The organism is Roseobacter sp. CCS2 (genome assembly GCF_000169435.1).
Lineage (GTDB): Bacteria > Pseudomonadota > Alphaproteobacteria > Rhodobacterales > Rhodobacteraceae > Yoonia.
The window spans coordinates 197485-223837 of sequence record NZ_AAYB01000001.1 but is presented as its reverse complement, the minus strand read 5'-3'; the positions used below and the strand labels follow the sequence as shown (position 1 = coordinate 223837).

The following is a 26353-nucleotide window of genomic DNA, read 5'->3' as shown; positions in this document are numbered from 1 at the left end:
TGGTCCTTTATCGTGATTGGTCGTCAGCCTGCGGCTTCATAATCCGCCAGTTTCTTCATCGACACGCCGTTCATCACAGTGCCCAAAAGTTTGGGCGGCTGAATGGCGGCGCGGCGCAGTTCTGTCGATAGCGACGTAGAGCGGGTCTGACCCCAATCTGCGACGGCGACGAAACCGGATACAATATCTGACATGGCCGCCGGATCAGATGAAATTGCCATCGGCGACAAATCCAGCACGATATTCTCGAACTTCATCGACAGCGCCGAGATCAGTTCTTTCAGCTTTGTCTGATCAAACGCCTGAGGATCAAGAGCGGCCCCTTTGGCGACAGAGCGGTTTGGCAGGAAATACATCGACGTCCGTTCATCATACCAGAACGCCTTTTCAGACCGGGTCGCAGAGTTGCGCATGGCAAGTTCAGCCGCCCCCCACTGCGCCGCCGGGGCGATGCTTTCGGTCAGGTACAAGCCGGTCCAGTCAAGATCAACAAGCACTGTCAATCCGCCACCAACGGCCAGCATTTCGGCATAGTTGACAGCTGCTACGCTGCGCCCTTTGCTTTTCTGATCAGAGATGAAACCGATGATTTTGGTCGCCGGTCCGTGGTCCCGTTCGATCAGCGCATGCAGGTTGTCAGCCTCTACATTCACGCGACGGATCGTTTCAGAGTAGGCGGACAAAGGATGGCTGATAGCCGCGTACATCTGTGGTTCCTTGCGGATCAGTGAGACGAGGTTTTCAGGCAATGAAATTGTTTCCTGGCGGGTTTCGCGTACGCGTTTGACCACCTGGATCACAGGGATTTTTGATTGATCGGCACGCGCCGCAGCTTCTGACAGGTCGTCCCATCGTTCTGGCAGCGCGCCAAGGAAAGGCGCACGCGCCGCCCGTGACAATTGCCCGGCGGTGCGCAGCCGCCCGTCTGAGGCTTCAATCACAAAAGCGCCAGCCGCCCCAAGCGTCAGGCCAACCAACACCCCAAGGACCAGCAACCGGGCCAATCCGGGGCCGTCAGGATTGTCGGGGTCCACGGCAGTTTGAATGATCGTGGCTTCAGTTGATGGGAAGCTTTGCTGCTGCACTGTCCGCAAATAGCTTTCGAGATAGCTTTCATAAAGCTGACGGTAAACGCGTGCTTCGCCTTCCAGCGAACGCAACTCAACTTCGATACTGTCAGTGATATTGACGCCGCCAGCATCGCGGGCAGAGGCAAAGGCTGTTTGCGCTTCGAATTCTGCTGCTTCTGCGGTGGTAATCCGCTCTTCCGCGTCAGCCAGCATAGCGTTCAAAAGCGCATCTCCCGCAGCTTCAAGCGCATCTATCTCGGATGTGAGTGCTGCAATTTGCGCCGTGTCATCGGGCGTTTCATCAGTGATCCGTGCAACCTGATCGCGCAAGGTTTCAGCTTGTGCGGCAAGGGCGCGCATTTCATCATCCATCAGGTTGGGTGGAATGCTTCGCAGTCCACGCCCGTTAGAGATGATCGTGCGCAAGCGCAGTACATCGGTCTGAATCTCGGCCCTGTTGGACATCGCGTCCTGCAAGGCCTGACGCGCCGTTTGCAAGCCCGCAGTAGACTGGGATGCGGCCAATGCTGCCGTCTCACCATTGCTGAGGCGCTGCATTTCCTGTTCAACTTCAATGGCCCGCAGGTTGAGTTCTGCGATACGTTCATCGAACCATTCGGCGGCCCGTAGCGCGGTATCCTGCCGGACACCAAGCCGACTTTCGACGTAGGTTTGGGCGACCGCATTCACAACATCAGACGCCAGTTGCGGCGATGTCGATGTGAACTTTAATTGAATAACCAATGTGCGGGCATTTCGGCTGACATCAAGATTGGACCGAAGCGTTTCGACCGCATGCTGAAACCGTTCGGGTTCGGTTTTTTCATAGGTGTTCACTGAGCCGGGAAAAACGTCATTGCGTAGCGCGATCAACCTGTCGCGCATTGGTGTCGTTGGGGCCGACATGAATTCTACATCGTTGCTAAGATCCAGACGTTCGACCACTTGTGCCAGCAAAAAGGGGGACCGCATGACCAACATTTGGCTTTCGACAGCCGGGTTCGACAAGCCGATTTCGGCAAAGACTTCATTGCCGTCAAAGGGGTTTACGCTTTGCTCATCCAATAGAATGCGGGTGTTTGAAGTGTAGGCGTTCGGGATCAGACTATGCAGAAAGACCGTGGCGCCGGTACAAAGCGCTGTCACAAGCAAGATCAGAATGATGCGGCGTCGGAACAGGCGCCAGACCGATTTGAAATCGAACAATGGCGTTGGCGCACTTTGGCTGCCCGCCGAGACAGGTTCGAAATTCAGCCGGGGCGGTATCGTCAACCGCCGACCAGTGCGCGGGAGTACAGCGCTTTTTTCGTCCATCGGGCTTCTCCTTTAAGTCGGTCAAATGTCTTGGGCTCTGTGCCGCAGCGGACCGACCGATCTAATCTAACTCGTTACTATGGTCAGCTTGCGCCATTCAAATTGGCGCCGCTGCTGACCTTTGGTTTGCTTTCAGTTGCGCAAGCTGACGTTCACGACATCCCCAGGGATGAGTGGCGTTTCAGGTTGGGCATCAATTTCCTGGGCCTGTCCGGCAATTTGCCGGAAAATCACAATGCGCGGTGCAACAGTGGCGGTTTCGTTGCCATCCAAGGTCACCGGCCCAACCGAGGTTAATTCAATTCGCACCCGCAATTGTGATGCCTGCTGCGACAATTCTTGCAAACGTGCTTGTATTTCAAGCGCACGTTCGCGGACCGCCTGATTGCGTTCAAGCACCAGCTGGCGGCGATCAGCCTCGGCCTCGAGCCGGTCTGCCTGCACATTGCCCAGCCGATCAATGGCTTGCAGGTACAGGCGGCGGGTTTGGGTCAGCAGTTCGCTTGATGCCAGCCTGCGCGCGACAAGACCTTCGATACGCGTGACCTCGGCCTCTTCGGTTTCGACGATGCCGGTGACGGATTCTTCATGGCGCAAGGCAGAAATGATCCGTGCCTCTGCTTCCAGCACGCTGGTGTCCAAAAAAGAAAGCTCTTCTGTCAGAATGTCACTTGAGGTCGCAAGCTGGCTGCGGGCCAACCCGATGGCGTTGTTGATCAGTTGTTCGGGCGCATTCAGGCGCTCAATCTCGGTGAAATCAATTTCGCCTGTATTGTTCAGAATGGCCTCGTAAACTGCCATTTCGGCCAAGACGCCGACAAGATCAGCCATCAGAACACGAGGGTGGTTGCGCACCTCTGACTGGCTGGGTGTGACCTGCATCTCATTGACCAAACCACGTGCGCCTGCAATCGCCTGGCGTGCGGTCATGCCAACCAAAAACGACTGCTGACCGGGTGAATTAACGGCACCATCAACAAAAATGGGACGGTATTCAGCGACTTCCAGAATGACCTCATCAGAGTCGACGGACACCAAGACAAATTCGCTGCCTTCGCGTTCACGAAAGACCGAGCCAGCCATCAAATCGGCGACACGCTCGCGCAGGTTGTTGATGCTTTGGTCGCGGACATTCAGTTCGCCAATCAGCGGTAGAAAAACGCTGCCGTCGATCCCGACCTGCACGCGGCGATCAAAAGTGGGGTTAGACAAGAAGGATATTTCAAGCACATCGCCCGGCCCGATTGGGTAATTGTCTTGTGCCGAAGCAGGTGCGCCAAGCCAGACAAAAGCCGATAGCAAGATGGACAGCGCCCATGGATAACTAAAACCAAATTTCATTTGTACAATTCCTGAACGAACTAAGTTGTCCTTAATAAATCGGAGCTTAGCGGGTCTTACCATTACATTATTGCATGATTCGCCCCGCATTATAATGAGGAAACGCGCGATGGCGGCATTTTCAATCATGGGCTGCATACCGCGATAAAAGGTTCATGTATGCTGCTATGACCGCGTCATGCCCGAAATCGGCCGCTCTTTTGGCGGCGCGGGCAGCATAATCCTGCTGTGCGGTATCATCACAAAGTGTTTTGATCGCCGACGCCAGTGCCGTGTCATCCTCCATTGCCACCAGCAAACCATGCGCTGAGGCCGGCCATGGCGGCCCTTTTTCTGCCGTCATTTCAAGTACTTCCGCCGGGCCGGATGGGCAATCTGTTGCGATCACGGGACAGCCAAGTGTCATTGCTTCGATGAGCGTATTGGGAAAACCTTCTGCCCGCGAGGCTGAGACGAGCGCGCGCGCTTTCGCCATGACCGGATAGGGGTTTTCGATGAACCCGGCAAAGATCACGCGCGCGGTAATCCCCAGCCGTTCTGCCTGCGCCCGCAATGCGCCTTCTTCCGGGCCATGACCCAGAATGACCAGCGAAGGCGCGTTAGGCACGGTGGCAAGTGCATCCAGCGTCAGTGCAAAGTTCTTATTGGCCACAAGGCGGCCCACGCCAAGAAAATAGTCATTTGGCAGTGACAGGGCAGGTGGTTCTGCGGCCAATGCTTGCAACCGATCACTGTCGATCGGGTTTCCAATGACCGATATTATATCCGGTGAAACGCCGTAGTTTTCGGATAGATCCTCGGACACACCGCCGCTTACGGCAATCACATGATCAGCCCTTGGATAGGTTCTGCGCGTGATGAATTTAAGAAGAGGTGCAGCGCGCGCGCCAGCCAGATGGCTGGACGTGTGAACCCGTTCGCTAATCAACGCGCGGTGGCCAAAGCGCCGGGCCAACCAGACATTCACGACATTCGCGCGCGCGAGATAACTGACACAGACGTCCGGTCGGTTGTCAGGTGATGTCCAATATCGGCGCAGCTCTGACAGGCTTCGCCCCATTTTCCCGCGCCCATCAAGTGTCACGATACGCAGGTTTTCAGGCAGATCCTGTTTTCGGGGTAAATCATCAAGCAAAATAAGCTCAACGGTTTGTTCAGCCAGCGCGCTTTGTAGATGAGAGAGCAGATTTGCCATTGCGCGTTCAGCGCCGCCACCCTCCATTGAGTTGATCAGAAAGCTGATCCGTTGGCCTAGGGCTAGCGTGTCATCAGGCCTAATATTGGCGGAAAGTTGCGGTGTCATAGTCATGATGGACGCAAGAACGCTGTAGCGTAATCCGTATCGTCGCGGTCCATGGCACCTTTGGCGGCCCGTTCTCTTTCTTTGAGCTTGGCGAATGTGGCGACGGCCAGCACCCAGAAGATGCTGTTGTGTTGTAGCAGGAATGAACCTGCGACGTTGCCGATCAACGAAAAAACAACGACCGTCAGCGCAATCGCTGACAGTTCTGGATTATGGCCGCGCATCAGATTGCTGAACGCAAAGCTGCCCAGCCACATCATAAAGACCAAGGTCATGCCAAGACCGACAACACCAATATCGACGGCAAGATCCAGAAAGCCGTTATGCGCATGCCCAACCTCAAACCCGGTCAACGCCGTCAGTTGCGGGCCCACGACCTGCCATCCGGCACCGTATCCGCCGCCCGCAACTACATTGCCGCCAAGGGCGATGAACACACCTTCCCAAATGATTGTGCGTCCGGTCAGTGTGGCGTCGCGCCCCAGAAGACCCAGAAGGTATTCAAAAAGCAGCTGTGCTGAAAGCAGCCCAATCACCGCGAATGGCAAGGCAATAATCAAAACCAGTGATCGCGCCGGTGCTGACATAGACCGCATGCCTAGAAACACTGCCATGATGACAGGCACTGCGGCACCCAAAAGCACCGCCTGAGACGAACTGGTCTTGATGATAAGCAAAACCACAAGCCCGGCGAGCGGCATGGCCAACCAGCGCAAGTATTTTTGACCTTTGCCTAGTGCAAAACCCACCAACAGAATTGACGCAACAAACGCAATCACCCGTCCAAAGTCATTTTTGTGACCGAACAGCCCCCGCCAAGAGCCCGCATGCTGCGCGCCAACAAGATCATAGGATTGGTGAATGCCGCGGGATGGCTCTTGCAGGATATAGAGGTAATTGGCGAGTATGACTGTTACGGCTGTCAGCACCACCAGACGAAAAATTTCGGCCGGATTGAACCGAAGTGCCAACCAGAATGCAAAGGCTGTGGTCAAACTTAACCCGCCAGCGCGCCGCAGTGTCAATGCCAGGTCTTCTGACCAGGCAAGCGACACAATCGCAAAGCCGACAGGCAGGAGGGCGAGCCAATATTCGGCGAGTATCCGTGAGACGGCACCACGGTTGCTGACCAATACGAGTATCGCAAAGACACCTAGGGACGCGCCAATCAGCTGCACCAACGGCGCTGTTTCGGCATCCTGTGGTGTCAGATACGTGGTCAAAGACCCGGTCATGAAGAACAATCCAAAGAGTGCGATTGCAAACTCCAATATGCGGAAAACCGTTCTCATGTTGCGGCCTTTGCCAGAAAAGCATCAGCAATTTCGCTGATTTGGTAACGCGCCGCGATATTCGCAATGCGCTGGCGGTCTTGGGTGGCTGCTGCCGTTTGTCGGGTTGCGAGGACCTGATCAATGGCAGCCGCCATTGCCTGTGTGTCAGCGACAGGAACGATACGATCTGGAAATTCCCGCCCCATAATTTCGCGCGCGCCGCCACCTGCGCAATCGGTGGACACGGCGGGAATGCCTGCTGCGACGGCTTCAATCAAAGCGTTGGGAAAACCTTCGGTGCGCGAGCTGAGCAGAAAAACATCGGCCCCCACCAGATAAGCGAAACGGTCCATCTGAAAGCCCAGAAATGCCACACGGTCAGCGATGCCAAGATCACGCGCCGTTTGTTCAAGCTTTTCCTGCTCTGGTCCTTCGCCAAGCACAAGCAAACGCAAAGGTTGTGTCGCCTGGGCCACCGCGCCAAGCATGGTAGGATAATCTTTTTGAGGCATAAGTCTGCCAATGGCCACGGCCACTGGTGCGTCATCCGCCAGCCAAGGGTGAACCACACTGACCGCGCGTGCCGCCTCAATCTGGTTGGCGTCGGGGGCGGCATTGTAGATAATCCCGGTCTGTTGCGGCTTAAGGCGGGCAACCCGCGCGATATCCTGCGTCACTTCGGCGGTGTTGCCGATCACAGCATGCGCTGTGGGATAAAGCCGCCGCACAAACCATGTCATCACCGATTGCCGCACTGGATCAAGCTCGCGCAACAGGGCGCTGTACTGGTTGCGTTCGCAAACAATCACGCGAGTGCCGACCTTTGCAATGCGCGCGCTAAGAAGTGCGGCAAGATTGGTGCGGGTCAGCGCCGAAATCAGCACCTTTGGTTTGTGCTTTTTTATGTAAGTGACCAGCCGCGGTACTGCCAGCGATGCCTTTGCCACGCCCAGAACCTGCACATTCACTGCGTCTGACAGTAAATCGCGCAACGGCCCGGTTTCATGATTGACGATAAAGTTGACGGGCCGTCCGCCAGAGGCGATCTGATTGGCGATCCGTATAAAGAACCTTTCAGCGCCACCGCCCGCAAAGGACGGCAGATAGAAATGCACGACATCATCTGGAGACAGCAAATCCGCTGGTGTCATAATGGCGACCTAACAAAAACTCTTCAAACCAACTGCGGTGTCGGCTTCTTCAAAAAATTGCACGTAAAACAGCTTCGTGTACGTTAGTATTGACTCTTCCCGGCGGCAGACGCAACTGTTCTAAAATTGCTTTTGTTTTCAATCATCTTTTCTGAGCGTACTGTTGCTGATCGTCCCATGATATTTTCATTTTGCACATTTTTTAAGCTGATCCCATGCGAGGCACAGACATGACCGGTTCTGACGACAAACCGTCCGACCCGTCAAAGTCAAGCGCAGGCAAAGCCAAGCCACTGACCGGCAGCACCATGGGGCATTTTTTGTGGATGTTTGCCGGTGGCGGTGCTGAATCCATCCTCAAAATTATTGTGCTACTGGTTCTTGCCCGCCTGTTGATGCCGGCTGAATTTGGTCTTGTTGGTGCCGCCCTAACCGTTGTTGCCTTTGCAGAGGTTGTGGGCCGGATCGGCGTCGCACCCTCTATTGTGCAGGCCAAAACCTTGACCCGGGATCATATTGCGACGGGAATGGTGACGACCCTGATCATGGGTGTCCTGATGGCGGGCCTTGTCTATGGGCTTTCTGAACCGATCTCGCGGTTGTACCGGATGCCTGAATTGACGCCGTTTATTCAGGTGTTTTCGTTGCTTTTCATCATCAAAGGGGCCGGTCTGGTCAGCGAGGCCCTGATGGAGCGGTCGATGCGGTTTCGCGAAATCGCCTTGATGCGCTTGTTCAGTTATATTTTTGGCTATGCGGCTGTGGCGATCACGCTGTCGATACTTGGCTTTGGGCCCTGGGCCTTGATTTTAGGGCAGCTTGTTCAGCAGACCTTGGTAACCGGCTTTTACCTTTTTTCGGTGCGCAAAGACCTTGCGTTCGGGTTCCGGTGGTCAACGTTTACATCAATGATCGAGTTTGGCTTTGGTATTACGCTGACGCAGATCGGAAATTACCTCGCGCAGAATGGTGACTATTTCATCATCGGTCGCTGGCTTGGCCCCGAGGCGCTGGGTTATTATTCGCGCGCGTATCTGTTGCTGCGCCAGGGTGCGCAACTGGTTGGAAAAATGGGGGACAGGGTTTTATTCCCGACATTGGCGTCGATACAGGATGACAAACCGCGGCTTCAACGTGCGCTGAACCGTGCGCTGTCTTTGGTCGCCATGACCCAAATCCCGTTAACGGCCTTGCTTGTTGTCGCGGCACCAGAGGTCATACTTGTTTTAATGGGTCCGCAATGGGGCCCTGCAATTCTGCCGTTCCAAATACTTGTCAGTGTTTTGTTCTTTCGCACGGCTTATCAGTTCGTTGGCGCAATCCTGCGGGCTGCAGGACGGGTCTATATCGCGGCCTTTTGGCAATGGAGCTATGCCGCGATGGTAGTCGCTGGTGCTTATGTCGGGCAACCTTACGGGCTTTGGGGGGTTGCTGCTGGCGTATCTGTGGCGACTGTTATTTGCCATCTTATGGGGTTGGGTTTGGTGCACCGGTTTATCGGGCTGGGCACAGGTGCCAGCTTGCGCCGGATGGTACGATACACTGCCCTTGGCGCCATAATGGCGCTGGCGCTGTTTGGCGCAAAAGCAGGTCTTTTGTCTTTTGGCGTTGAAGGTGCGTTGCTGTTGTTTGTGCTTGTTGCGGGCTTTGTGGCAACTTACGCGCTGTTGTTCTTTATGGCCCCGGCGGTTTTTGGCGAAGAGGGTGAGGTGCTTTCAGAACAGGTTCTGAAACGCCTTTTTAAGCGGCGTGGGCAATCCAGTTGATACAATAAGGGCCGCATGATGCGGCCCCTGAAAACGATCAATCTGATGGGCGCTCTACTGCGTGCGCCAGGTCGTTGTATCAAACATGAAGTCCGCATCCAGATGCGAGAAGTCATCAAAGAACTCTTGATAAAACTCACGCGCTTCGTGGCGTAGGCGTTCACGTTTGGTTTCGTCAGGGCGTTTGCCATACACGATCTTGCGCACCGCTGGTTGACGTACCGCGTTCACCAGCCAATGCATGCCTTGCGACCGCAATGACCGCGCACCGCGACGCGCTGCTTTTGCAAGCAGGCGGAAACGCGGATCGCCGTCTTCGTTAATGCGGGCATAAAGAACCTCATCTTCTGCGGCCATATAGGGCAGGTCCAGCACGTCGCAGATTTTGCGAACATAGCCATCCGGACTGGTGTTCAGATCGTGATAATTCAGCAGCCTGACTTGATCTCGGCCCAGCAGTTCGACCCACATATTCAGGTTTTTGTAGTACAATCCGTTACTGACCATGGCCGGGTGGTTTTCCGCCATTTTGCGAAAGCCCCAGTCAGGTTCACCACCTTTGAGGTAGTGAAAGTAATGCGCGATGGCTCGGTCAATCGGGTTGCGTAAGGTGCCAATGACTTTCACATTTGGTAAATCTTCTGCAACGCGCTGCGCCGCCTCTGGTTTGTCCAGCAGCGACGGGGCCACTTCGACACAGATTTTGTGTTCAGGCGTGCGCTTTCCATAAAGAGAGGCGTACCAGTCCCACCCTTTGTGATACTGTTTGTCAAAAAAGAACGTCTCTTTTGTTGCCTCTGGCAGGCAGACATCGCCCCTGTGACGCAGATAGTTGTCGATCCAGGTCGTGCCGCTTTTATGTGGTCCAATGAAAATATAATCGGGTTTCAAAACAAATTATCCAACATAACAATTACAATGAACGCAAAATGCCACGAGACGACGGGGATGTCATCAAGATTGTTACAAAAAATTCATAAAAAATTAATAAATACGTTACGTTGGCCACGGTTTTCTGGCATCTAGTAAGTGGTATTGGAACGGCCCGTCAGGGTTGGCAGGAGTATGGTATGCCCGCTTATCGTTTTGGCAAAGAACTGATCCTTTTTATTCATATTCCCAAGGCGGGCGGCACATCGATCAAATCGTGGATGTCAGAACATGCGCCCGAAAGTCTTTATATGAAGGACCGGCGCGATATGCTGCCGCTGGTACCGCAGCATTTCCACAAAGAGCTGCTTGATGCGTTGTTTGCACCCGCGTTTTTTGACTACAGCTTTTGTGTCACGCGGAACCCGTTTTCGCGCACCTTGAGCGAATACAACTATCGCATCACACGCCCACGATTGAAAAACAAGCTGTTGCCAAAACCAAGCTTTGAGTCGTGGTTGCGCAAAAGCTTTGCGCGATACGAGAAAGACCCCTACATTTTTTCCAATCACCTGCGCCCCCAACACATGTTCCCAATCGAGAAAACAGAGGTGTTTCGGCTGGAGGACGGATTAGAGCCGCTTCAGCAACGGCTTGCTGCGATGACAGGGATCGCGTTTGCAGCCGCCTTGCCACATAAGAACCCATCAAAGAAAACAGTGACTGCGATCAGTGATGATGCGGCAGGCCAAATCCGGGAATTCTATGCGGAAGATTTCAAACAGTTCAACTATGACCCGGATAATTGGAGTGATGTCTAGAACGGTCTAAAGGCTACGCATCCACCAGCCATTCCAGCGATATCGGCCACTGGTTTCAACGCCGTTGACCAGCACATTTTCAAGCTCGACCGTACCCCTTGAACCGGTTGCCAATCTGACATCTTCTTTATGCGTAATCGAGCCACCTTGTATCTTGACCGTACCGTCCCTTGATTTGTTTCGTCCCTCGCCAAAACGGATCGGCGACATTTCATCCACAGCGACCATGTTACAGTCGCGCAAAGTGACATTTCCCGCGACCCAAAGGCATGATCCATCGTTATTGGGGCGCCTGACGGGCTCTGTCATGCTGCAGTTTTCAAGCAGGTTATCGGGGTGGTGGCTCCAGATACGGATGCCAAGTTTGCACCGGATCGTCGTACAGTTGGCCATATAGACGTTTTCGGTTTTCACATCGAACCCGCCGTCACCCATGTCGGACGCGTGGCAATTTTCAATCCGCACATCGGCTGTGTCTTCTTCAAGAACCAAACCGTCGCCTTGAATATAAGTTGATCCGCGCTCTTGGGCGGCAAGCATGTTCACGGCTTTGGCAAGACGGATGTTATCAAAGTTCAACCCGCGCCCTTTGCTGACACTGATGATCTGGCATACCATGCCGCCGCCGCCGTCAACAAAGTCGGCATCCAGATCAAGATTACGAAACTCCGCGTCGGATAAGTCGCGGAACCGTGCAAACCCCCGGATCATACCAAGTGCGGTACAGTCGCTGACCGTCAGCCCTTCGATGGCTGTATTTTCCTCGGTCTCAATCACACGACCCACATTGCGGGCGTGGATATTGGAAAAGCGCAGGTCTTTCAGTGTGCCGCGCGCATCGAGATTAAAAAATCCATCGCCACCGGCACGATCAAAGACAGGCCCTGAAATACGCAAGTGAGAGCTTTGACGCCCCAGAACGACATGCGGATCGCCGCCAACGTCTGGCCTTTCGTTAGGTCCGGTTTCGTTACCCACCATCTGAAAAAGCGCGGGTGCGTCCGAGTTAGTCGGTAACACAAATTGCCTTGCGTTACTCAGCGCGCCAAAGTTGATGGCGGCCGGTGCCGCCGGTGATCCGCCCAAGTTCCAAATGATCTGTGGTCCGGACCATTCAACTGGCATGGTGTTTGTGTCGACACCGCAAAAGATGGTCTGACCCGGCTTTGCCTTATCGACAAACTGCGTGACCTGATCCAGCGATGCTGCGTTTTCCCAATTGCTGCCATCTTGCGTTCCGGTGCCGGCGGGCAGGAAATGCAAAGCCGTGTTCAGCGGTTGGGTCTGTGCCACACCCCATGCCGGAGGAAGCGCCACAGAGGCAAGAAACCCCAAAAGCATGTGGCGTCGCGACGGGCGAAGGCGGGATTGGTGCATCCGATCAGCCTTGGGTTTGTAAGGAACTGGGTTCATTGTGGAATAGATCATAGACTTGGCCTGTTTCGGTGGCAATTAACGACCAGTTGAACGCAGGCGCGAGGGGCAGGGCGGGAATGCGTGGTGCATCATCGCCAAGCTTTTCTGCCAGACTGTCCAAATTGCCGACCGGAAAATAATGGTCCTGTGGCAGACCAAGGTCGCGGTTGGGTTGAATATCACTCAGTAACAAGGGCGCACCCATGGCCCATGCTTCAAGTGCTGCAATCGGTAGCCCCTCGTGATGGGACGGCAGGACGAAAAGACGCGCGTTTGCCAAAAGCTGTGCAACCTCTGCTTGTGGCAGGCTGCCGGTCATCGTGACGCTGTCATGGGCAAGTGCAGACAGTTCATGATCGTGATCAGAGTTGCTGTGCCCGCCCACAATCACCAAAGGCGTCGTGGCGTTTGCCATCTTGTGTGCACGGATCAGATCCGCAAAGCCTTTTTCAGGCACAAGGCGGCCAACAGTGACAAAATAAGCCCCTTGTTTCAGATTGAACCGGTCCAACACGGTGGTACCGTCGGCGCCTTTGCTGCGTGCAACAATATGATCAGCGCCATTCGGGATATAATGGATGCGATCCGCCCGGTCTGGATAGTCGCTGCGCAAGCGTTCCGCCAAAGTGGGCGAGACGGCAATAGTCTGTGTCGCGCTTTTGATACCCAGTCGTTCGCCAAAACGCAGCACGGCGCTGGCAAACCTGTTCCATTTGGCCCGGCGAAAATCATCCCCATGATGGGTCAAAACCACAGGCACACCCAGCAACCGCGCAAACGGCGCGAGCAGTCCCGGCCCAATGGCGTGAATGTGGATGCAGTCTGCCTTGCTGCGGAACCGGGCATGAAGGATTGCAACGAAGGTGTTTGTAATCGTCTCTAAGTATTTGTTCTGTGCGGCAAACACAGGGATCACTTTGATGCCCGCATCGGTCATGTAAGGTGCTTTGCCGATATAAGGCGTGCGGCCATAAACCATGATGTCCAGATCAGACCGGTCGCGGGCAAGGTTTTCAAACAGGTTTTCGCAGTGAGTCTCGATCCCGCCAGCAATATTTGGCAGGCCGCGCAATCCGATGATGCAAACTTTCATTCGACGTCTTCTTTCAGGTCACTCGTCTGGAACAATTGGGCCGGACCGCAAGTCAGCATTCGCCCTGATCTGCACGGATGAGAGACCGCGCGCTTCAGTCCTGATCAAGGCTGATAGTGTGGGGTAGATGCTTTGGTCCGTGTATACGATCTGTCATGCCTTTCGTCTGTACTTTGTGGCCGCGGTAAGGTGGTTAAGGTCAATTCGGGTGGCGTCTCAGCTATTATCGGCGGGGGATTGCTTATTTTTGAGCCGCTAAATTACTGATATTCTTGGCATGTTTTTCCAAGCTCTGAAAGTCGCTTTTGCCTCACTTCGGTCACATTGTCGGCACACCGGTTTGCCACTATAAGTAGATTAACGTTTTGTTAGTACGAGTGACATAAACAGTTACGAAGCGAAGTCGTCAGTGAAATAGTTACCCAACGTGTACAAAAGGGGGCCATTCGGACCGCGAACATGTATAAAGATCGTAACTTACCACAAGCAGAAAGCACGGCAGCTAGTCTTGGTTCGCGCAATATCGACCATGGGCTTCATCGCGACAAGGACTGGGATGATAATGTCGACACGTTAGTGTTGAAAAATCTCGTGATCTGGGGATCCGCAGCCGTAAGTTGCGGCACAATCTATCTCCTGTTCAAACTCTTTATCTAGCGGCGCTGCGAAAATCGCGAACGCCGCTATGCTGTCGGCCTAATAGCCTGAACTGCGGAACAGTTCTTTCCAGAATGTTTGTGCTGTGATCAAGATATCAAGCGGGATCGACTGGCGCCGGATATACCGCAGATCATACTCTAACCGCATCCGCGCAGATTGCGCATTGGTGGTTTCACCGCGAAAACCCTTGACCTGCGCAAGACCCGTCAGCCCAGGCTTGACCACATGGCGCAACATGTAACGCGGATCAAAAGTCTCATATAGTTCACCATTGGCCAGCATACCCGGTACGTGTGGGCGTGGGCCAACAATAGACATTTCACCCTTCAGGATGTTCAGGATTTGCGGCAGTTCATCAAAGTTGGTGCGGCGCAGAAAGCGACCGATTGCCGTTACTCTGGGGTCATTTCTAACTGTCTGCTGCACGCCGGTCACATCGCAGCTGTCCACGGACATCGTGCGAAATTTGTAGATCAAGAAGGTTTCACCGTTCAGACCGTAACGTTGCTGGCGGAAAAACACCGGGCCTTTGCTGGTCAACTTAATGGTCAATGCAACAGCAAGAAGAAGCGGCAACAGCAAAATGAAAGCGATAGTCGCGACCACAAGGTCATAAATCCGGTTGGAAACCAAATAAGCCAAATCCTGACGCGGCATTGGCAGGCGATCACGCTGTCCACGCTTCAACGCGTTGACGTCAAAGCCCTGCAATCCAGAAATAGTCTGAAAGTCGGACGAAACACCGGTGGAAATTCCCGGCAGTCCCAACAAATGTTTAGAGTTCTTCATGGCAACCTCTTAACTAAAAAATAATCGGTAGCGCCTGTAATATAAATCCGGAACTACAACGCTACTTTACGTTAAGTTACTGATTGGCGACAACCTGCTTAATTGTACAGCCCAGATATAGCGGGGTACAGGGCAAACCGTACCAAATCTTCACATTTTTTGCCACATTTCAGACATTTTGCCGTCGAAATAGGCAAAGTGTGAATGATGCAGCGGCGAATCGGCGGCGATTATCTGCCGATGACAATAATACAGATGCTGACCTGTCTGATTCGCCAGTTCAGTTATGAAAGTGCTTGATTTCCGCAGGTTTCTGGTCAAGTTCAGGCCACTTGTTTATTATTATTGATGTCGCGGATATGGCGTGTCCGTGGACTCCAGTGACTGACGGAGGCCGATTTTTATGAGAGCTTTATTTTTAATGAATTTGTGGGCGTTTTGCCTAAGCTTTGCCACTTTTCCCGCGATGGCAAGCGATGCACTGCCCGATTGCAGTGCTGAAACCGTGGGCGTCCGCTGCATCGAACGCAGAGAGGAAGTTGGCCCTTGGCAGATACAGGAATTGGTTCCACCAGTCGGCAGTCAAAACGCGCTTTTGATGTCTTCACAGTCGTTTCAAACGCTGCCCGGCATGTTCGGGTTAGAGGAGCCAGCCGAACTTATTCTGTCATGTATCGAAAACACGACCCAGTTCGAAGTTCGTTTTGGCCAGAATTTCATGTCTGACGTCGGCGACTTCGGCACGCTGGTCTATAAACTTGACGATGCAGCACCTGTCTTGTTGCGTTTGGTCGCGTCAGAGGAAAACGACGCCTTGGGGCTTTACGTCGGCGCAGAGGCTATTCCACTGATCGTCGGGCTGTTTGGAAGTGAGCGTTTGCTTGTCAGCGCCACATCATTCACAGGGCGCACATTGAACGCGAGTTTCTCAATCCAAGATATCGAACCGGCGGCCAGATCGTTGCGCGATCTGTGTCGGTGGTAGACGTAAGCGGCTGGCCCAGCAGATCAGCGTCGTGTCCTTCGATATGTTTGAGCGAAAGACATGGCATCTAAGTGATGCGGGCCTGCTCTAAAGCGTAGTGATATACAAACTTGTCTGGTCTGACCCGCCACTATTAGGATATGCATCGCGCAGATTTAAGTAAGTATTCAGAATAGGAATTCAGTGTGAAGATTATTGTTATCGGGCTTGGGTACGTTGGCCTGTCAAACGCCGTGCTGCTGGCGCAAAACAACACAGTCGTTGCGGTCGATCTGTCGGATGAACGGGTTGCCATGGTGAACAGGCGCGAAAGCCCCATCGAAGACACCGAGCTGGAAGAATATCTGGCAACCAAAGACCTTGATCTGGTCGCCACGACCGATCTGGCTGATGCTGTGGTCGACGCGGACTATGCAATTGTTGCCACGCCTACCGACTATGACCCAGTTGAACACTACTTCGATACCTCCTCGGTTGAGACGGTGGCGAAAGCTATACTCGCGGCGAACCCATCTATTGTGGTGGTCGTGAAATCCACAATTCCAGTCGGCTTCATCTCGCGCTTGCGCGCAGAGACTGGCACCGACCGGATCATGTTTTCGCCAGAGTTCCTGCGCGAGGGACAGGCACTTTATGACAACCTGCACCCATCGCGTATCATTGTTGGCGATCGTGGGCCGCGTGCCGAAACCTTCGCAAACCTGTTGGTTCAGGGTGCGATATCTGACGCGCCGCCTGTTTTGTTCACCGATCCTGATGAGGCTGAGGCGATCAAGCTGTTTGCAAACACCTATCTTGCGATGCGGGTCGCCTTTTTCAATGAACTCGACAGTTATGCGATGGCCGGCAACATGAATTCCCGGCAGATCATTGAAGGGATCGGGCTCGATCCGCGGATTGGGTCCCACTATAACAACCCGTCCTTCGGTTATGGGGGCTATTGCCTGCCAAAGGACACCAAGCAACTGTTGGCCAACTATTCTGAAGTGCCACAAAACCTGATCCGTGCTGTTGTGGATGCGAACCGCACGCGCAAGGATTTCCTATCTGACCGGATTATTGCGGCCCAGCCCAAAGTTATCGGTATTTACCGGTTGGTGATGAAGGCCGGTAGTGACAACTTTCGGCAATCCTCAATTCAAGGCATCATGAAACGGGTCAAGGCCAAAGGGCTTGAGGTGATTGTGTACGAACCTGTGATGGAAGAAGACACATTCTTTGGTTCGCGCGTGGTGCGTGACCTCGACGCCTTCAAGCAAGAGGCAGACCTGATTGTGACCAACCGCGCCACCGATGAATTGGACGACGTCCAAGACAAGATTTTCACCCGCGACCTGTTTGGCGCTGACTAAGGATATCCACTGATGCGTACTGCACTTGTAACCGGGGCTGCCGGTTTTATTGGATCTTTCGTGTGCCGCACTTTGCTTGAAGAAGGCTGGCGGGTCATCGGGCTTGATTGCTTGTCAGATTACTACGACGTCAGCCTCAAAGAACGGCGTGAAGCAGGGCTGATGGCTTATGATGATTATCGCTCCATCCATGGGATGGTCGAAGATCCGGGTCTTTTGATGTCACTGTTCAAAGAGGAAAAACCAAACGTCGTGATCCACCTCGCCGGACAGGCGGGTGTCCGATATTCAATCGAAAACCCAAGGGCTTACCTGGAAAGCAATATCGTGGGCACGTTTGAATTGCTGGAGGCGGCACGCGCCTTCGCGCCAGAACATATGCTGCTGGCATCGACATCGTCTGCTTACGGCGCAAACGAAGATATGCCCTACACTGAAACGGACCGCGCCGATCACCAGATGTCGTTCTATGCGGCCACCAAGAAATCTATGGAAAGCATGGCTCACAGCTATGCCCATCTTTTTGATTTGCCGGTGACAATGTTTCGTTTTTTCACGGTTTACGGCCCCTGGGGGCGGCCTGATATGGCGCTCTTCAAATTTACAAAGGCGACACTCGCTGGTGATCCCATCGACGTTTATAACAACGGCGACATGAAGCGGGATTTCACTTATGTTGAAGACCTCGTGCATGCGATCAGGCTGTTGATCGACGCCGTACCCGCGCGGCCCGCTGATGGTAAAGTTGACGATGGTGATAGCCTGTCGCCTGTTGCACCGTTTCGTGTCGTCAACATCGGGAACAACGACATGGTCCAACTGACCGATTTCATCGCAGCCATCGAAGCTGCAATCGGAAAACCCGCGATACGGAACTATATGCCAATGCAAGCGGGTGACGTGCCAGCCACTTGGGCAAATGCTGATCTATTGCACAAGTTGACAGGCTATGCGCCAAAAACATCTGTCCAAGACGGCGTTGCAAGCTTCGTGCGCTGGTATCGTCAGTATTACGATACTTAATGAGGCGGTTTATGTTTTGATGCCAATAGGTGGATATGGCGGAGACGAAGGGAATTCCTACGACGAACCTGAGTTTTAACGATGTCAGTGGGTTAACAGGAGCCTTTCCCTAGGTTGTTGGTGTGACTGTACCAGATGACTGACCCAAGGGAAGAGTAACCACCTAAATTTTCCTGACAAATTCCGTGCGTATTGCGATGCTGTTGCGTAGGCTAGGGTTGGTTTTGCTTCAGGATTCTTCAGTTGGACAGCGCTTGGCGACCAAGTCTATTTGATTTTGCGATGTCAGAAATTGTGTCGCGATTTAGCGGTACGTTCGGTGATTCTACGGCGACAGGTAAATTTCAGGCTCGTGTGGAGAAAATACCTCATAAAGACCATAAAAATAAGGTAATGTTGCCATTTTATAAAGACTATTGCTATACACACGCTTTAAAGTCAGCCTGCCCGTGTGAACGCGTAGGCTGATTTGCTGCTGAGTAACGTGGAGGATGTGGTTAGCATGCAAGGCATTATGCCACCGACGCTTGAGGTGATTTTGGCTACAGCGTCAAGCTTCAGCGATGAGACTTATGAACAGCTCAACACAGTTATTCAGAAACCAACGTCTACAGAACCAAGTGATGAAGACTTGCGCAGATTGGCTGAGTTTGCCCAGATCACAGAGGCTGAGCTACGTTACTTCTTTTCATTCTTGTCGTTCTTGTTCTCCCAGACCGCTGATATCCCGAAAGCAGAGCTTCGAGAGACCCTGGTCTCGTTCGTGAAAGAACATGGCGGCGAGGTAGAAGTAGAGCGCGTTGCAGGAAAATTGGAACTTTTACTTAAGCACCGTCAAGTTCAGGAAAACGCCGCAAAGATGACGCGGTTGCGTGATGGGTTGTTGCCAAACGTGACGGGGTTGGCAAATTTTGTTGACCTGAGAAGTGACTTTGAGCGGGATGCCGATGGTCAGTTGACTGGCAACTTAGGTGCTGCAGTACCTATTATACAGTTGGGAATTCAGACAAGCTCATCGAAGCCAGATGAACGCGAGTTTATACTGCAGCTAGATGAGAGGACACTTGATAGGCTACAGGAAGCGGTCGACGATATTAGGGAAAAACTTGAGATATTGAGTCGAAATGATGCTTAACTTTGAAGATTTTCATCCTGCCATGGTCGCTCGTGAGAACGTTTTCGAACATAGCGTAGACATAGATACCGGTCTTGATCAGTCTCAACATAATTCCCCGTCAGAGCATTATGCACGAGAGGTGGCAAAGCTCGCGGTTCAAAAGGTTCCCCACCCCGCATCACGCCACCGGGTCCAGCAATTGTTGTTGCCAACGTTAAGGGCAAGGGGGGTGCATCGGCTCATGGATGCAACTCCGGAAATTGAATCGGTAGAGAAGGCGTGGGCGCAGTATGTAAGTGTCATGGCTGGAGAAGCCCGAGTTGTGGTTTCCTCTCCTCCAAAAAGGATTTTCAAAGTTCGTGACGTGTTTCATGAGACATTGGTAGACGGTGAAGAATCTTCACGTCACCCTGCCAACGTAACGGTCACCTCGCCGATTAATGATGAGCCAGACGATGGCGTCGAAGGAGCAGTTGGCACGTTTTTGGTTTCTTCAGACTTGCTCGAAGCATGGATTGATGGGTTGAATGCAGTCCGCCTGGAAGCTGGTTTGGGCACAGTTGAGCTATCCGAAGCGCAGAGAGACATTCGATATGTAAATGAATTGACGCGTCAGTTGCGCAAGGTCGTATCCAACTTTGCTATTCGAAAATCTTACGACGGCGGCAGGTACCGCATTACGTTTGGGAGACAATTTCTCCCCAGTATATCCAGCCTAATCGTGGATCATTTAATGCTGCCACCTGAACAAGCAGTTGTATTTCTTAGGGCATTCAGAGAGCTATTATACACGCAGTCTACGGACGGATCAGCCTTCAAGGGCCGTTGGGGCAATCTAGCTATTGATGATGCAAATGAGCTCGTGTTGATACTTCACAAAAGGCGCTCTAGGAAATTGTCTACCGTTCTGAAGGCGTAAAGCAGGCTATGATCCAAATTGCTCTAATCGCAGATCCCCATCTGTGCATGCAGGCACGCAGGCGAAATGTTATGTCTCTTCTGGAACGCAAGCTGTGGCGGAATCTAGATGTGTTCGGATCCAATATGGATGAAGACGTAGCTCATCATTTTTCGTTTCTAAAACCCGCTAGTTATGATGATGTACCGCTATTGGCCGCGGCCAATTTTTTAGAAGAGTTTTCAAATGAACTTGACCGTCTGGTGGTGCTGGGCGATCTCGCTACCACGGGCATGGATCAAGATCTTGAAGTTGCTGCACAGGTATTTCTGGATGGCAGAACCAAGCAACATCTTAATGCCGCTTTGGAACCTCGACTAGGAGGACTAGGCATCCCAATGCATATTGTGCCGGGAAACCATGATCGATACCAAGATGACAAAGCTACCCCTGGAGGCGATGCCTTCGACCGCTACTTTGGCTCTGTCTACAAGCCAAGCAAAGGTGTCTGCAGTGACACGGTACGGAATGATGATCTAGCTATCGGCGTTATCTCAGCCGACTTTTGCTTTAGTGCTGGTAGGGAACTTGCATACTTGAGACGCCTTGGCCGCGGTGCTGTCGACGACATAGTCCTTGCTGAACTCGACTACCAGACCAGACAATGGCAACGAGACAACCCTGATATGCCTGTTGTTTGGGCGCTGCATTTCTCCCCAGCGGACGGTGTATCAACATCACTGGTTCTTGAGGAAAGGGAGAAAGTAACTAATCTCGCTAAGAAATTACGAGTGAACCACATTTTTTGTGGGCATACTCATCTGCGTAAACGCCAAGTGGGAACACATCCTCACATCTACTGCGCAGGTAGCGTGTCAGCAATTGACTCCTCGGATAAGCATTTCCTGCACATTTGCACACTTTCGCAAAGTGATACCAAGCAGCTGCAGCTCGAAGTGTTTGATCTAAAATATGATGAGCATCTTCAGGAATTTGTATCTTATCCAGTTTCGATTGCGGCTTAGCGTAGACATCACTTCACATGAGGTCGACTGATCTCACTGCCGCAATTCAACTGTTGCATAGTCATGTTAAGTTACTGATCTTAAAAGAGTTTTTTACAACATCGCCCCCGCTGCATTCCCCTCGAACAACCCCGCATCCCGCACATACCGCCCCAGCATGGCGTCGGACGCATGCCCTGTCTGTGCACGCACCTTGTATGTCGGCACACCCGCCTTGATCGCACTGGTTGCCAGCCCCGCGCGAAGGCTGTGACCGCTGTATCCCTCTGAAACAATTCCAGCGTCTGTGAGCCGATCACGCAGAATAGTCGATACCGCGTCGGGGCGTAGTTGATCCCCGCGCAGGTTGCCGTGGCGATCTACTGGCAGGAATATCTTCCCGACGGGTCGGTTGGTTGCTGCCAGCCACGCTGTCAGCGCCGCTACAGGGCAATGTCGGGTGCGTCCGAGGGGTATGCCAACCTTGCGGCCTTCTCCGGTCTGGTCGGTCTTTGAGCGGCGCAGGTGAAGGATTATGCCTTCCCGCGCGTCCTCAATATCAGACACCTGCAATCCGGTCAGTTCGGATGAACGGAAACCACCGCCCCAACCGATCAGTAGCAAGGCGCGATCCCGTTTGGTACGGATGCCATTGCCCAAGGCATCGAGTACCAAGAACAAGTCTTCTCGCAGCAATGGTTTTGCCTGATCCTGTGCTGTGCCTTTCACCCGCTTGATGCCCCGCAGCGTCGCGCGGACCACTTCTGCGCAGCACGGGTTATCCCAGCCGTTTGCAGCGTGAACTTTGCTGAGGGTTGCGATACGCCGCGCAAGGCTGGCGGGGGCCAGTGTGTCGGCTTGGTCTGCAAGATACATCGCGACCATGTCGGGCGAGGCGGGGAGTTGTCCGCCCCAAGCCGTGAAGTGGGCCAAGTCAGACCGATAGGCCTTTCGGGTGTTTTCTGACAGGCTTTCACGGATGAAGTGTTCGACGGCTTCGCTACTGGTCAAAGCAGCGCTAAACGTGGAATTTGTAGGGCGGGATAAGAAAATATTATCCCGGGTTAGAGACAAATCTTTCATACTGTGCCTCCCGCAATAACCTCGGCCCTGATTGCATTCAGGTCGGGCATGGCGCGTTGTAAGGCATTCATGCCAGCGGTTAGCGCCTCGGCTGACAAGTCAGCGCATTTCGTTTCCCAACGGGTGCGCAACGATGTACTCAGCGGACCGACCGCTCTGCGGTGCAGGCACTGGCCTTCCAGTCGGAACAGCAACTCGCCTGCAACCTGAACCTGGTTTGTCATCGGCAGGTAGGAATTGGCCCAAGCTGCCATGCCTGCATTGCGTACCAACAACTGTCGCAGCGCCGCGCGTCCCGGTCGGGTGTACATATCGAAGGCCCAAGAGGGGACCCCGTTGATGCGGGTTTCAACCGGGGTTGGATCATCACAGACCCCGGTTGCGACGATACCGTTTTCCAGTGACAAAAGTGCGACAAACGGGGCCAGCATGTTGGCGGTTTTGGTAGAGTTCTGCTGGGCGATGGCGAGAAGGGTTGGGGCCACCCCAAGGTCAGCTAACGCCTTAAAGGCTTGGTCGGGGTTGCCGGTTCTGGTGGGCAGGTGATCGCTGGGACATCGTTTTGTCCCAACCAACTGCCAAAGCGCCAAGGCCTTCCGGTCGAGAGACGGGCAACCAAGTACGATGTGGCGCAGTTGCGCGTCGGTCATCGCAGCGAAGCGGATGCGATCCTGCGCGAGGTTAGGCCAGCGTTCCACAGCCATCAACAGGTCATCGGCTGCGCGGGACTTGCGGGCGTCAACCATGCGGCAGATCAGGTAATCAGTGACAACGGCGTCGCCGCCCAGATCGCGACGTATCTTTGCGCTGGCAAGGCAGGCGGCTGTGATCCCCAACGCGTGAATATCTGCAAGGCCGACATCCTCGGCTGCGATGGCATTGAGCCTGCGAAAGAGGTGTTCCCTTTTCACCTCCAGCAAAAACCTTCCGGCCTGCCGCGCAACTGCAAGGTTATTTCTGCGGATGGCCTTCTGTAGCAATGAACTGGCTACCCACTGTGTACTGCCGAACGGGGGTATTCGGGTCCCCCCATCCCGCGTCGCTATCTCAGCTGCGGCAGTTGTCAGAAATCTGGTGAGTTTGGTTTGGTCTTTCATGTCCGATCCTCCTTGATCTGGAGGGGGTCGGAAACGTCTGACCTTCTATAGAATACCCTATGGCACCGACAGGTGAAGGGAAATCGGCGGTTTGAACCAGTAAATGTCTGGTGCAGTTAATTGCAAATCACGACCTGTAGGGTAAATCGCTATGTCTTGTGGTGAATTTGCAGTTTTCAGACCCCCCTCATCTTCCCACTTTTGATATTCGCGCACACGCCTTGCCTGCTTGGGCAAAGCGTCGATTTCAAAAATTCCATTTCATGTCTCCGAGATCAATTTGTCCCAGATTTTTGTCTCAGGTTTGTCCAGTATTGCTTGACTGGCTAGTTACGGGATCATTTTACGATCGCATAAAGTAAACGCTTGCTGAAAATGAGCGCAGCGAAATTGAAGCCTTATTTATTAATAAGTTGCATTTCTCTATATTTCCGTTCTCTTAAGTACTTATAGTACTTAATTGTAGCTGTTCCGGAACGATTAATAATAGTTGTCAATTCAAGGATTCGACCAGCTTAGGCGGCGTCTACTTATCCTTTTTGTATGCATTAGTGGGTACTTTTTCGTTGCCGGGGCCTATCCCTTCTAATGCCTTATAAAACAGCTCCCACGGGATGGTGTTATTGCTGCCCTTGATCATATTTAGCGCCCCTTCATCGACGTGAACCCAAAGCCGTTTTGCAGGGCCGTTTCCCATTGCTTTGATCACTAAAAATTCCGAACAGTGCTTTCGAAGTCTTGGCAGAGCGGTTTTGTTAAACTCGCTCTTCGTTAATCCTGAAGCATTTGCCCAAGTTTCGCGACTGTGAGCCAACCATTTCTTTCCGTGGCGATCTAGCTTTATCATTCTGTTTCGCCACACGTACAGGATATGAAAAAGGAATAGGCCAGCCATCATGTCGCCGCCTGCCAGTCTGCGGCACATCGCATTTAGATTTGGGCGCTCCCAAAGTGCGTTTTTTTGTTCAGCTTTTGAGAGTTCCTTTGCAACGGTCTCAGATTTTCCTGGGGGTATTTTTGCTGACTTTGCTGATGTTGTCCCCGTCTTCAATGCTTTAAGCGCTTCTGCTTTGGCTTTCGGTGAATGTAGGAACGATTTCTTGCTTGTTGTTTCCGTCACCATTTCCACCCCGGACCGGTTGCATGACCCAAATTCAAGCCCGCATATTCGACCTTCTCAATCTCTTCCTTCAGTCGCGCGATGGAAGCTCCCTTCCCATACCCCCAATGTGCATCGTCATTGGTATGCCCGCAAAGCTGCATTGCCACTGCGTCTGTGACATTAGCCTCGTGCAGGGCATCCACGAAGTTATGCCGGAACGAATGAAACACATGCAGCGTGGTACGGAAATTCCAGCGGTTCCCAAGGTTGTACCAAAACTTCGACCATGGCTGACTGTAGGTTCCATCGCTGCCGCGTGGTAGCTCATTGAAAAGACGGCCAGATTTTCGCAAAGCCACAAACTCAAGGAAACCGAGGTCGAGAAGGGCAGAATGGATGGGCACCCGTCTGTAGCTGGACCCGGTCTTAAGGTTTTTGATCTGTTCCTCGTCGTCTTTTTCGAATTTGGAAATATCGAAGTACCAGATGCCGCTGTCCTGTCTGATATCATCATGCAGCAACTGGATGATTTCACCTGCCCGGAGGCCTGCATATAAGGCAATCAGGGGAACCCAATATCTGCCATCCTTGATACGCAACTCACCCGGCGTGCCCGCTTTCACGATATTTTTTCTTCCGGTGTAGATGGGGGTCTGGAATATGATTGATAGCTGATCCGGTTCATATGGCAGGCGTTTTGGTTTGCCTTTGGGTGGCTTCTTGGTGAGCAGTTTCAACTCACTGCCCGGCACCTTGGTCAGGTATTCCTCGGCCACCATCCAAGCGGCGAACCGTTTGAAGAAGTCGAACCGTTTCTTCTGGGTCTCATAGCCAAGCTTCGGAAAGTCTTTGCCTGCTTCCACAGCTGCAAGCGGGTCTAGGTCGCGTGTCTCGGCCTTTTTCAAGTGATGCGCAGGCATATGCCCGATAAGGTCTCGCAAAGCCTTCATGTCATTCAGATCTAGTAGGCTTGCGGGTTTGTCGAAGGTGATGACGGCACGCGCCAATTCGAAAGACAGTCTCAAGTCCCCTAGGGTTTTCTGTTTTAATTTCTGGTCTTGCAGAACCTGTTCATACTTTGTTGCCAGTTCACCCAGCATAGGGGTGTCCGGTAGACCTGTGGTTAAATGGGTGCTGCTGTGTACGGCTGGTTCGTCGGTCGTCTGTGCTATCTGATTAAATAGGGGGTCCGCGATTTCGGTCTGGCTGTAATCGCCTTCCAATTTGGCAAGCAGCAGGCGATCTGCCTCGATATCGGCCCTTAGAAGCCCTGCTTGGGCGCGCTGGGTCGCCCCGTAGCGGCTCTTAAGGTGGTTTTGGGGTATTCCCCCCACTATGGCGTCTGCGCGGCTCTGGATGTCTTGTGGGAAGTCCCGTGCCGCAAGTCTACGACGGAGGAGGGCAAGACGCGTTTCAATGTGTTCAATGCTGTCGTCAATATCCACCTCGGGGTCCGGTGCGAAGATGTCAGCGAATTCCTGTCCCCAATCTAACGCATCACGGAAGTAGCCGCGTACGGCGTTATCCACGTCTGTGTTCTGGGCTTTTGCCATCCGTCGTGCCTTTGCAATCACGATGTCCACGTGGTTGCTGAACACGCGACTTCTCGTATTTGCAATTAATTGCACGGATGTTCTTAATGAAATCTTAACCTCGCTTCGGCCCGCAAAGCTGCGCAGGTCTTTGGGAACCGCCGAGCGAAAATAGAAGGTTCTGCCGCGTGTGACGAGGCGTGTTGTTGTGGCCATCCTTGCCCTCACTGTACCAGTGAATTGACCCAGAGGCAGGAATTCGGCCTTCCCAAAAACGGATATCGTTTTATAA

The 26353-nt window shown here is 53.0% G+C and carries 22 protein-coding genes; 9 read left to right on the top strand and 13 right to left on the bottom strand.

Going from position 1 to position 26353, the window contains the following annotated elements; translation table 11 throughout:
* Window positions 1-23: 23 nt before the first annotated feature.
* The 5 genes from RCCS2_RS01170 to RCCS2_RS01150 all read right to left on the bottom strand — a co-directional run bounded on the left by RCCS2_RS01170 (window position 24) and on the right by RCCS2_RS01150 (window position 7453).
* A complete protein-coding gene (locus RCCS2_RS01170; protein ID WP_008230674.1) occupies window positions 24-2384 on the bottom strand; it encodes an exopolysaccharide transport family protein in 2361 nt (786 codons plus the stop codon).
* A gap of 132 nt (window positions 2385-2516) precedes the next feature.
* Window positions 2517-3725, bottom strand: coding sequence for a polysaccharide biosynthesis/export family protein (locus RCCS2_RS01165; protein ID WP_008230673.1), 1209 nt, complete (start codon window positions 3723-3725; stop codon window positions 2517-2519).
* 121 nt (window positions 3726-3846) lie between these two features.
* Window positions 3847-5034: a glycosyltransferase gene (locus RCCS2_RS01160; RefSeq protein ID WP_083791125.1), complete on the bottom strand. Its 1188-nt coding sequence runs from the start codon at window positions 5032-5034 to the stop codon at window positions 3847-3849.
* A complete protein-coding gene (locus RCCS2_RS01155; RefSeq protein WP_008230670.1) occupies window positions 5031-6320 on the bottom strand; it encodes an O-antigen ligase family protein in 1290 nt (429 codons plus the stop codon). The genes RCCS2_RS01160 and RCCS2_RS01155 overlap by 4 nt, the downstream gene beginning before the upstream one ends.
* Window positions 6317-7453, bottom strand: a complete 1137-nt coding sequence (locus tag RCCS2_RS01150) for a glycosyltransferase (RefSeq protein WP_008230669.1) — start codon at window positions 7451-7453, stop codon at window positions 6317-6319. The genes RCCS2_RS01155 and RCCS2_RS01150 overlap by 4 nt, the downstream gene beginning before the upstream one ends.
* Window positions 7454-7683: 230 nt before the next feature.
* Here RCCS2_RS01150 and RCCS2_RS01145 point away from each other — a divergent pair, with 230 nt between their 5' ends.
* Window positions 7684-9219 (top strand): lipopolysaccharide biosynthesis protein, encoded by a 1536-nt coding sequence (locus tag RCCS2_RS01145; protein WP_008230668.1) that lies wholly within the window; start codon window positions 7684-7686, stop codon window positions 9217-9219.
* A gap of 54 nt (window positions 9220-9273) precedes the next feature.
* Here the strand turns inward: RCCS2_RS01145 and RCCS2_RS17780 are convergent, their stop codons facing one another.
* Window positions 9274-10110: a sulfotransferase family protein gene (locus tag RCCS2_RS17780; protein ID WP_008230667.1), complete on the bottom strand. Its 837-nt coding sequence runs from the start codon at window positions 10108-10110 to the stop codon at window positions 9274-9276.
* A gap of 179 nt (window positions 10111-10289) precedes the next feature.
* On the opposite strand from RCCS2_RS17780, the gene RCCS2_RS01135 reads away from it, so the two are divergent.
* Window positions 10290-10910 carry a sulfotransferase family 2 domain-containing protein gene (locus RCCS2_RS01135; protein ID WP_008230666.1) on the top strand — a complete coding sequence of 207 codons (621 nt, stop codon included), beginning with the start codon at window positions 10290-10292 and terminating at the stop codon, window positions 10908-10910.
* A gap of 6 nt (window positions 10911-10916) precedes the next feature.
* Here the strand turns inward: RCCS2_RS01135 and RCCS2_RS01130 are convergent, their stop codons facing one another.
* Entirely contained in the window at window positions 10917-12338 is a 1422-nt protein-coding gene (locus tag RCCS2_RS01130) for a right-handed parallel beta-helix repeat-containing protein (protein ID WP_156788394.1), read from the bottom strand.
* Window positions 12292-13419 (bottom strand): glycosyltransferase family 4 protein, encoded by a 1128-nt coding sequence (locus RCCS2_RS01125; protein ID WP_008230664.1) that lies wholly within the window; start codon window positions 13417-13419, stop codon window positions 12292-12294. The genes RCCS2_RS01130 and RCCS2_RS01125 overlap by 47 nt, the downstream gene beginning before the upstream one ends.
* A 459-nt stretch (window positions 13420-13878) precedes the next feature.
* Here RCCS2_RS01125 and RCCS2_RS01120 point away from each other — a divergent pair, with 459 nt between their 5' ends.
* Entirely contained in the window at window positions 13879-14076 is a 198-nt protein-coding gene (locus RCCS2_RS01120; protein WP_037292974.1) for a hypothetical protein, read from the top strand.
* Window positions 14077-14115: 39 nt separating this feature from the next.
* On the opposite strand, the gene RCCS2_RS01115 is transcribed toward RCCS2_RS01120, so the two are convergent.
* Window positions 14116-14868: a sugar transferase gene (locus RCCS2_RS01115; RefSeq protein WP_008230663.1), complete on the bottom strand. Its 753-nt coding sequence runs from the start codon at window positions 14866-14868 to the stop codon at window positions 14116-14118.
* Between the two features lie 466 nt (window positions 14869-15334).
* Between RCCS2_RS01115 and RCCS2_RS01110 the strand changes: the two genes are divergently transcribed.
* The 6 genes from RCCS2_RS01110 to RCCS2_RS01085 all read left to right on the top strand — a co-directional run bounded on the left by RCCS2_RS01110 (window position 15335) and on the right by RCCS2_RS01085 (window position 21268).
* A complete protein-coding gene (locus tag RCCS2_RS01110) occupies window positions 15335-15853 on the top strand; it encodes a type VI secretion system-associated protein TagO (RefSeq protein ID WP_008230661.1) in 519 nt (172 codons plus the stop codon).
* A gap of 185 nt (window positions 15854-16038) precedes the next feature.
* The gene (locus RCCS2_RS01105) at window positions 16039-17205 is read left to right on the top strand and encodes a nucleotide sugar dehydrogenase (RefSeq protein WP_008230658.1); all 1167 of its coding nucleotides are present in this window, start codon (window positions 16039-16041) and stop codon (window positions 17203-17205) included.
* 12 nt (window positions 17206-17217) lie between these two features.
* Window positions 17218-18228, top strand: a complete 1011-nt coding sequence (locus tag RCCS2_RS01100) for an NAD-dependent epimerase/dehydratase family protein (RefSeq protein WP_008230656.1) — start codon at window positions 17218-17220, stop codon at window positions 18226-18228.
* A 502-nt stretch (window positions 18229-18730) separates the two neighbouring features.
* Entirely contained in the window at window positions 18731-19363 is a 633-nt protein-coding gene (locus RCCS2_RS01095) for a hypothetical protein (protein WP_008230655.1), read from the top strand.
* Window positions 19353-20264: a hypothetical protein gene (locus tag RCCS2_RS01090; protein ID WP_008230654.1), complete on the top strand. Its 912-nt coding sequence runs from the start codon at window positions 19353-19355 to the stop codon at window positions 20262-20264. Before RCCS2_RS01095 ends, RCCS2_RS01090 begins: the two co-directional genes overlap by 11 nt.
* A gap of 8 nt (window positions 20265-20272) precedes the next feature.
* Complete coding sequence (locus RCCS2_RS01085) at window positions 20273-21268, top strand: metallophosphoesterase family protein (protein WP_008230653.1); 996 nt, start codon at window positions 20273-20275, stop codon at window positions 21266-21268.
* 93 nt (window positions 21269-21361) lie between these two features.
* On the opposite strand, the gene RCCS2_RS01080 is transcribed toward RCCS2_RS01085, so the two are convergent.
* The 4 genes from RCCS2_RS01080 to RCCS2_RS01065 all read right to left on the bottom strand — a co-directional run bounded on the left by RCCS2_RS01080 (window position 21362) and on the right by RCCS2_RS01065 (window position 26277).
* Window positions 21362-22330 (bottom strand): site-specific integrase, encoded by a 969-nt coding sequence (locus RCCS2_RS01080; RefSeq protein ID WP_008230651.1) that lies wholly within the window; start codon window positions 22328-22330, stop codon window positions 21362-21364.
* Window positions 22327-23241, bottom strand: coding sequence for a hypothetical protein (locus RCCS2_RS01075; protein WP_008230649.1), 915 nt, complete (start codon window positions 23239-23241; stop codon window positions 22327-22329). Before RCCS2_RS01075 ends, RCCS2_RS01080 begins: the two co-directional genes overlap by 4 nt.
* Before the next feature lie 712 nt (window positions 23242-23953).
* Window positions 23954-24550 (bottom strand): hypothetical protein, encoded by a 597-nt coding sequence (locus RCCS2_RS01070; RefSeq protein WP_008230646.1) that lies wholly within the window; start codon window positions 24548-24550, stop codon window positions 23954-23956.
* A complete protein-coding gene (locus tag RCCS2_RS01065; protein WP_083791121.1) occupies window positions 24544-26277 on the bottom strand; it encodes a site-specific integrase in 1734 nt (577 codons plus the stop codon). Before RCCS2_RS01065 ends, RCCS2_RS01070 begins: the two co-directional genes overlap by 7 nt.
* Between the last annotated feature and the right edge of the window lie 76 nt (window positions 26278-26353).

Bases quoted from the DNA above. Each gene is read 5' to 3' on its own strand.
- RCCS2_RS01120 (WP_037292974.1), top strand. From the start codon at position 13,879: ATGTATAAAGATCGTAACTTACCACAAGCAGAAAGCACGGCAGCTAGT.
- RCCS2_RS01110 (WP_008230661.1), top strand. From the start codon at position 15,335: ATGGCAAGCGATGCACTGCCCGATTGCAGTGCTGAAACCGTGGGCGTC.
- RCCS2_RS01145 (WP_008230668.1), top strand. From the start codon at position 7,684: ATGACCGGTTCTGACGACAAACCGTCCGACCCGTCAAAGTCAAGCGCA.
- RCCS2_RS01165 (WP_008230673.1), bottom strand. From the start codon at position 3,725: ATGAAATTTGGTTTTAGTTATCCATGGGCGCTGTCCATCTTGCTATCG.
- RCCS2_RS01135 (WP_008230666.1), top strand. From the start codon at position 10,290: ATGCCCGCTTATCGTTTTGGCAAAGAACTGATCCTTTTTATTCATATT.
- RCCS2_RS01150 (WP_008230669.1), bottom strand. From the start codon at position 7,453: ATGACACCAGCGGATTTGCTGTCTCCAGATGATGTCGTGCATTTCTAT.
- RCCS2_RS01100 (WP_008230656.1), top strand. From the start codon at position 17,218: ATGCGTACTGCACTTGTAACCGGGGCTGCCGGTTTTATTGGATCTTTC.
- RCCS2_RS01130 (WP_156788394.1), bottom strand. From the start codon at position 12,338: ATGATCTATTCCACAATGAACCCAGTTCCTTACAAACCCAAGGCTGAT.
- RCCS2_RS01090 (WP_008230654.1), top strand. From the start codon at position 19,353: ATGATGCTTAACTTTGAAGATTTTCATCCTGCCATGGTCGCTCGTGAG.
- RCCS2_RS01170 (WP_008230674.1), bottom strand. From the start codon at position 2,384: ATGGACGAAAAAAGCGCTGTACTCCCGCGCACTGGTCGGCGGTTGACG.
- RCCS2_RS01095 (WP_008230655.1), top strand. From the start codon at position 18,731: ATGCAAGGCATTATGCCACCGACGCTTGAGGTGATTTTGGCTACAGCG.
- RCCS2_RS01160 (WP_083791125.1), bottom strand. From the start codon at position 5,034: ATGACTATGACACCGCAACTTTCCGCCAATATTAGGCCTGATGACACG.
- RCCS2_RS01070 (WP_008230646.1), bottom strand. From the start codon at position 24,550: ATGGTGACGGAAACAACAAGCAAGAAATCGTTCCTACATTCACCGAAA.
- RCCS2_RS01125 (WP_008230664.1), bottom strand. From the start codon at position 13,419: ATGAAAGTTTGCATCATCGGATTGCGCGGCCTGCCAAATATTGCTGGC.
- RCCS2_RS01080 (WP_008230651.1), bottom strand. From the start codon at position 22,330: ATGAAAGATTTGTCTCTAACCCGGGATAATATTTTCTTATCCCGCCCT.
- RCCS2_RS01085 (WP_008230653.1), top strand. From the start codon at position 20,273: ATGATCCAAATTGCTCTAATCGCAGATCCCCATCTGTGCATGCAGGCA.
- RCCS2_RS01115 (WP_008230663.1), bottom strand. From the start codon at position 14,868: ATGAAGAACTCTAAACATTTGTTGGGACTGCCGGGAATTTCCACCGGT.
- RCCS2_RS01065 (WP_083791121.1), bottom strand. From the start codon at position 26,277: ATGGCCACAACAACACGCCTCGTCACACGCGGCAGAACCTTCTATTTT.
- RCCS2_RS01155 (WP_008230670.1), bottom strand. From the start codon at position 6,320: ATGAGAACGGTTTTCCGCATATTGGAGTTTGCAATCGCACTCTTTGGA.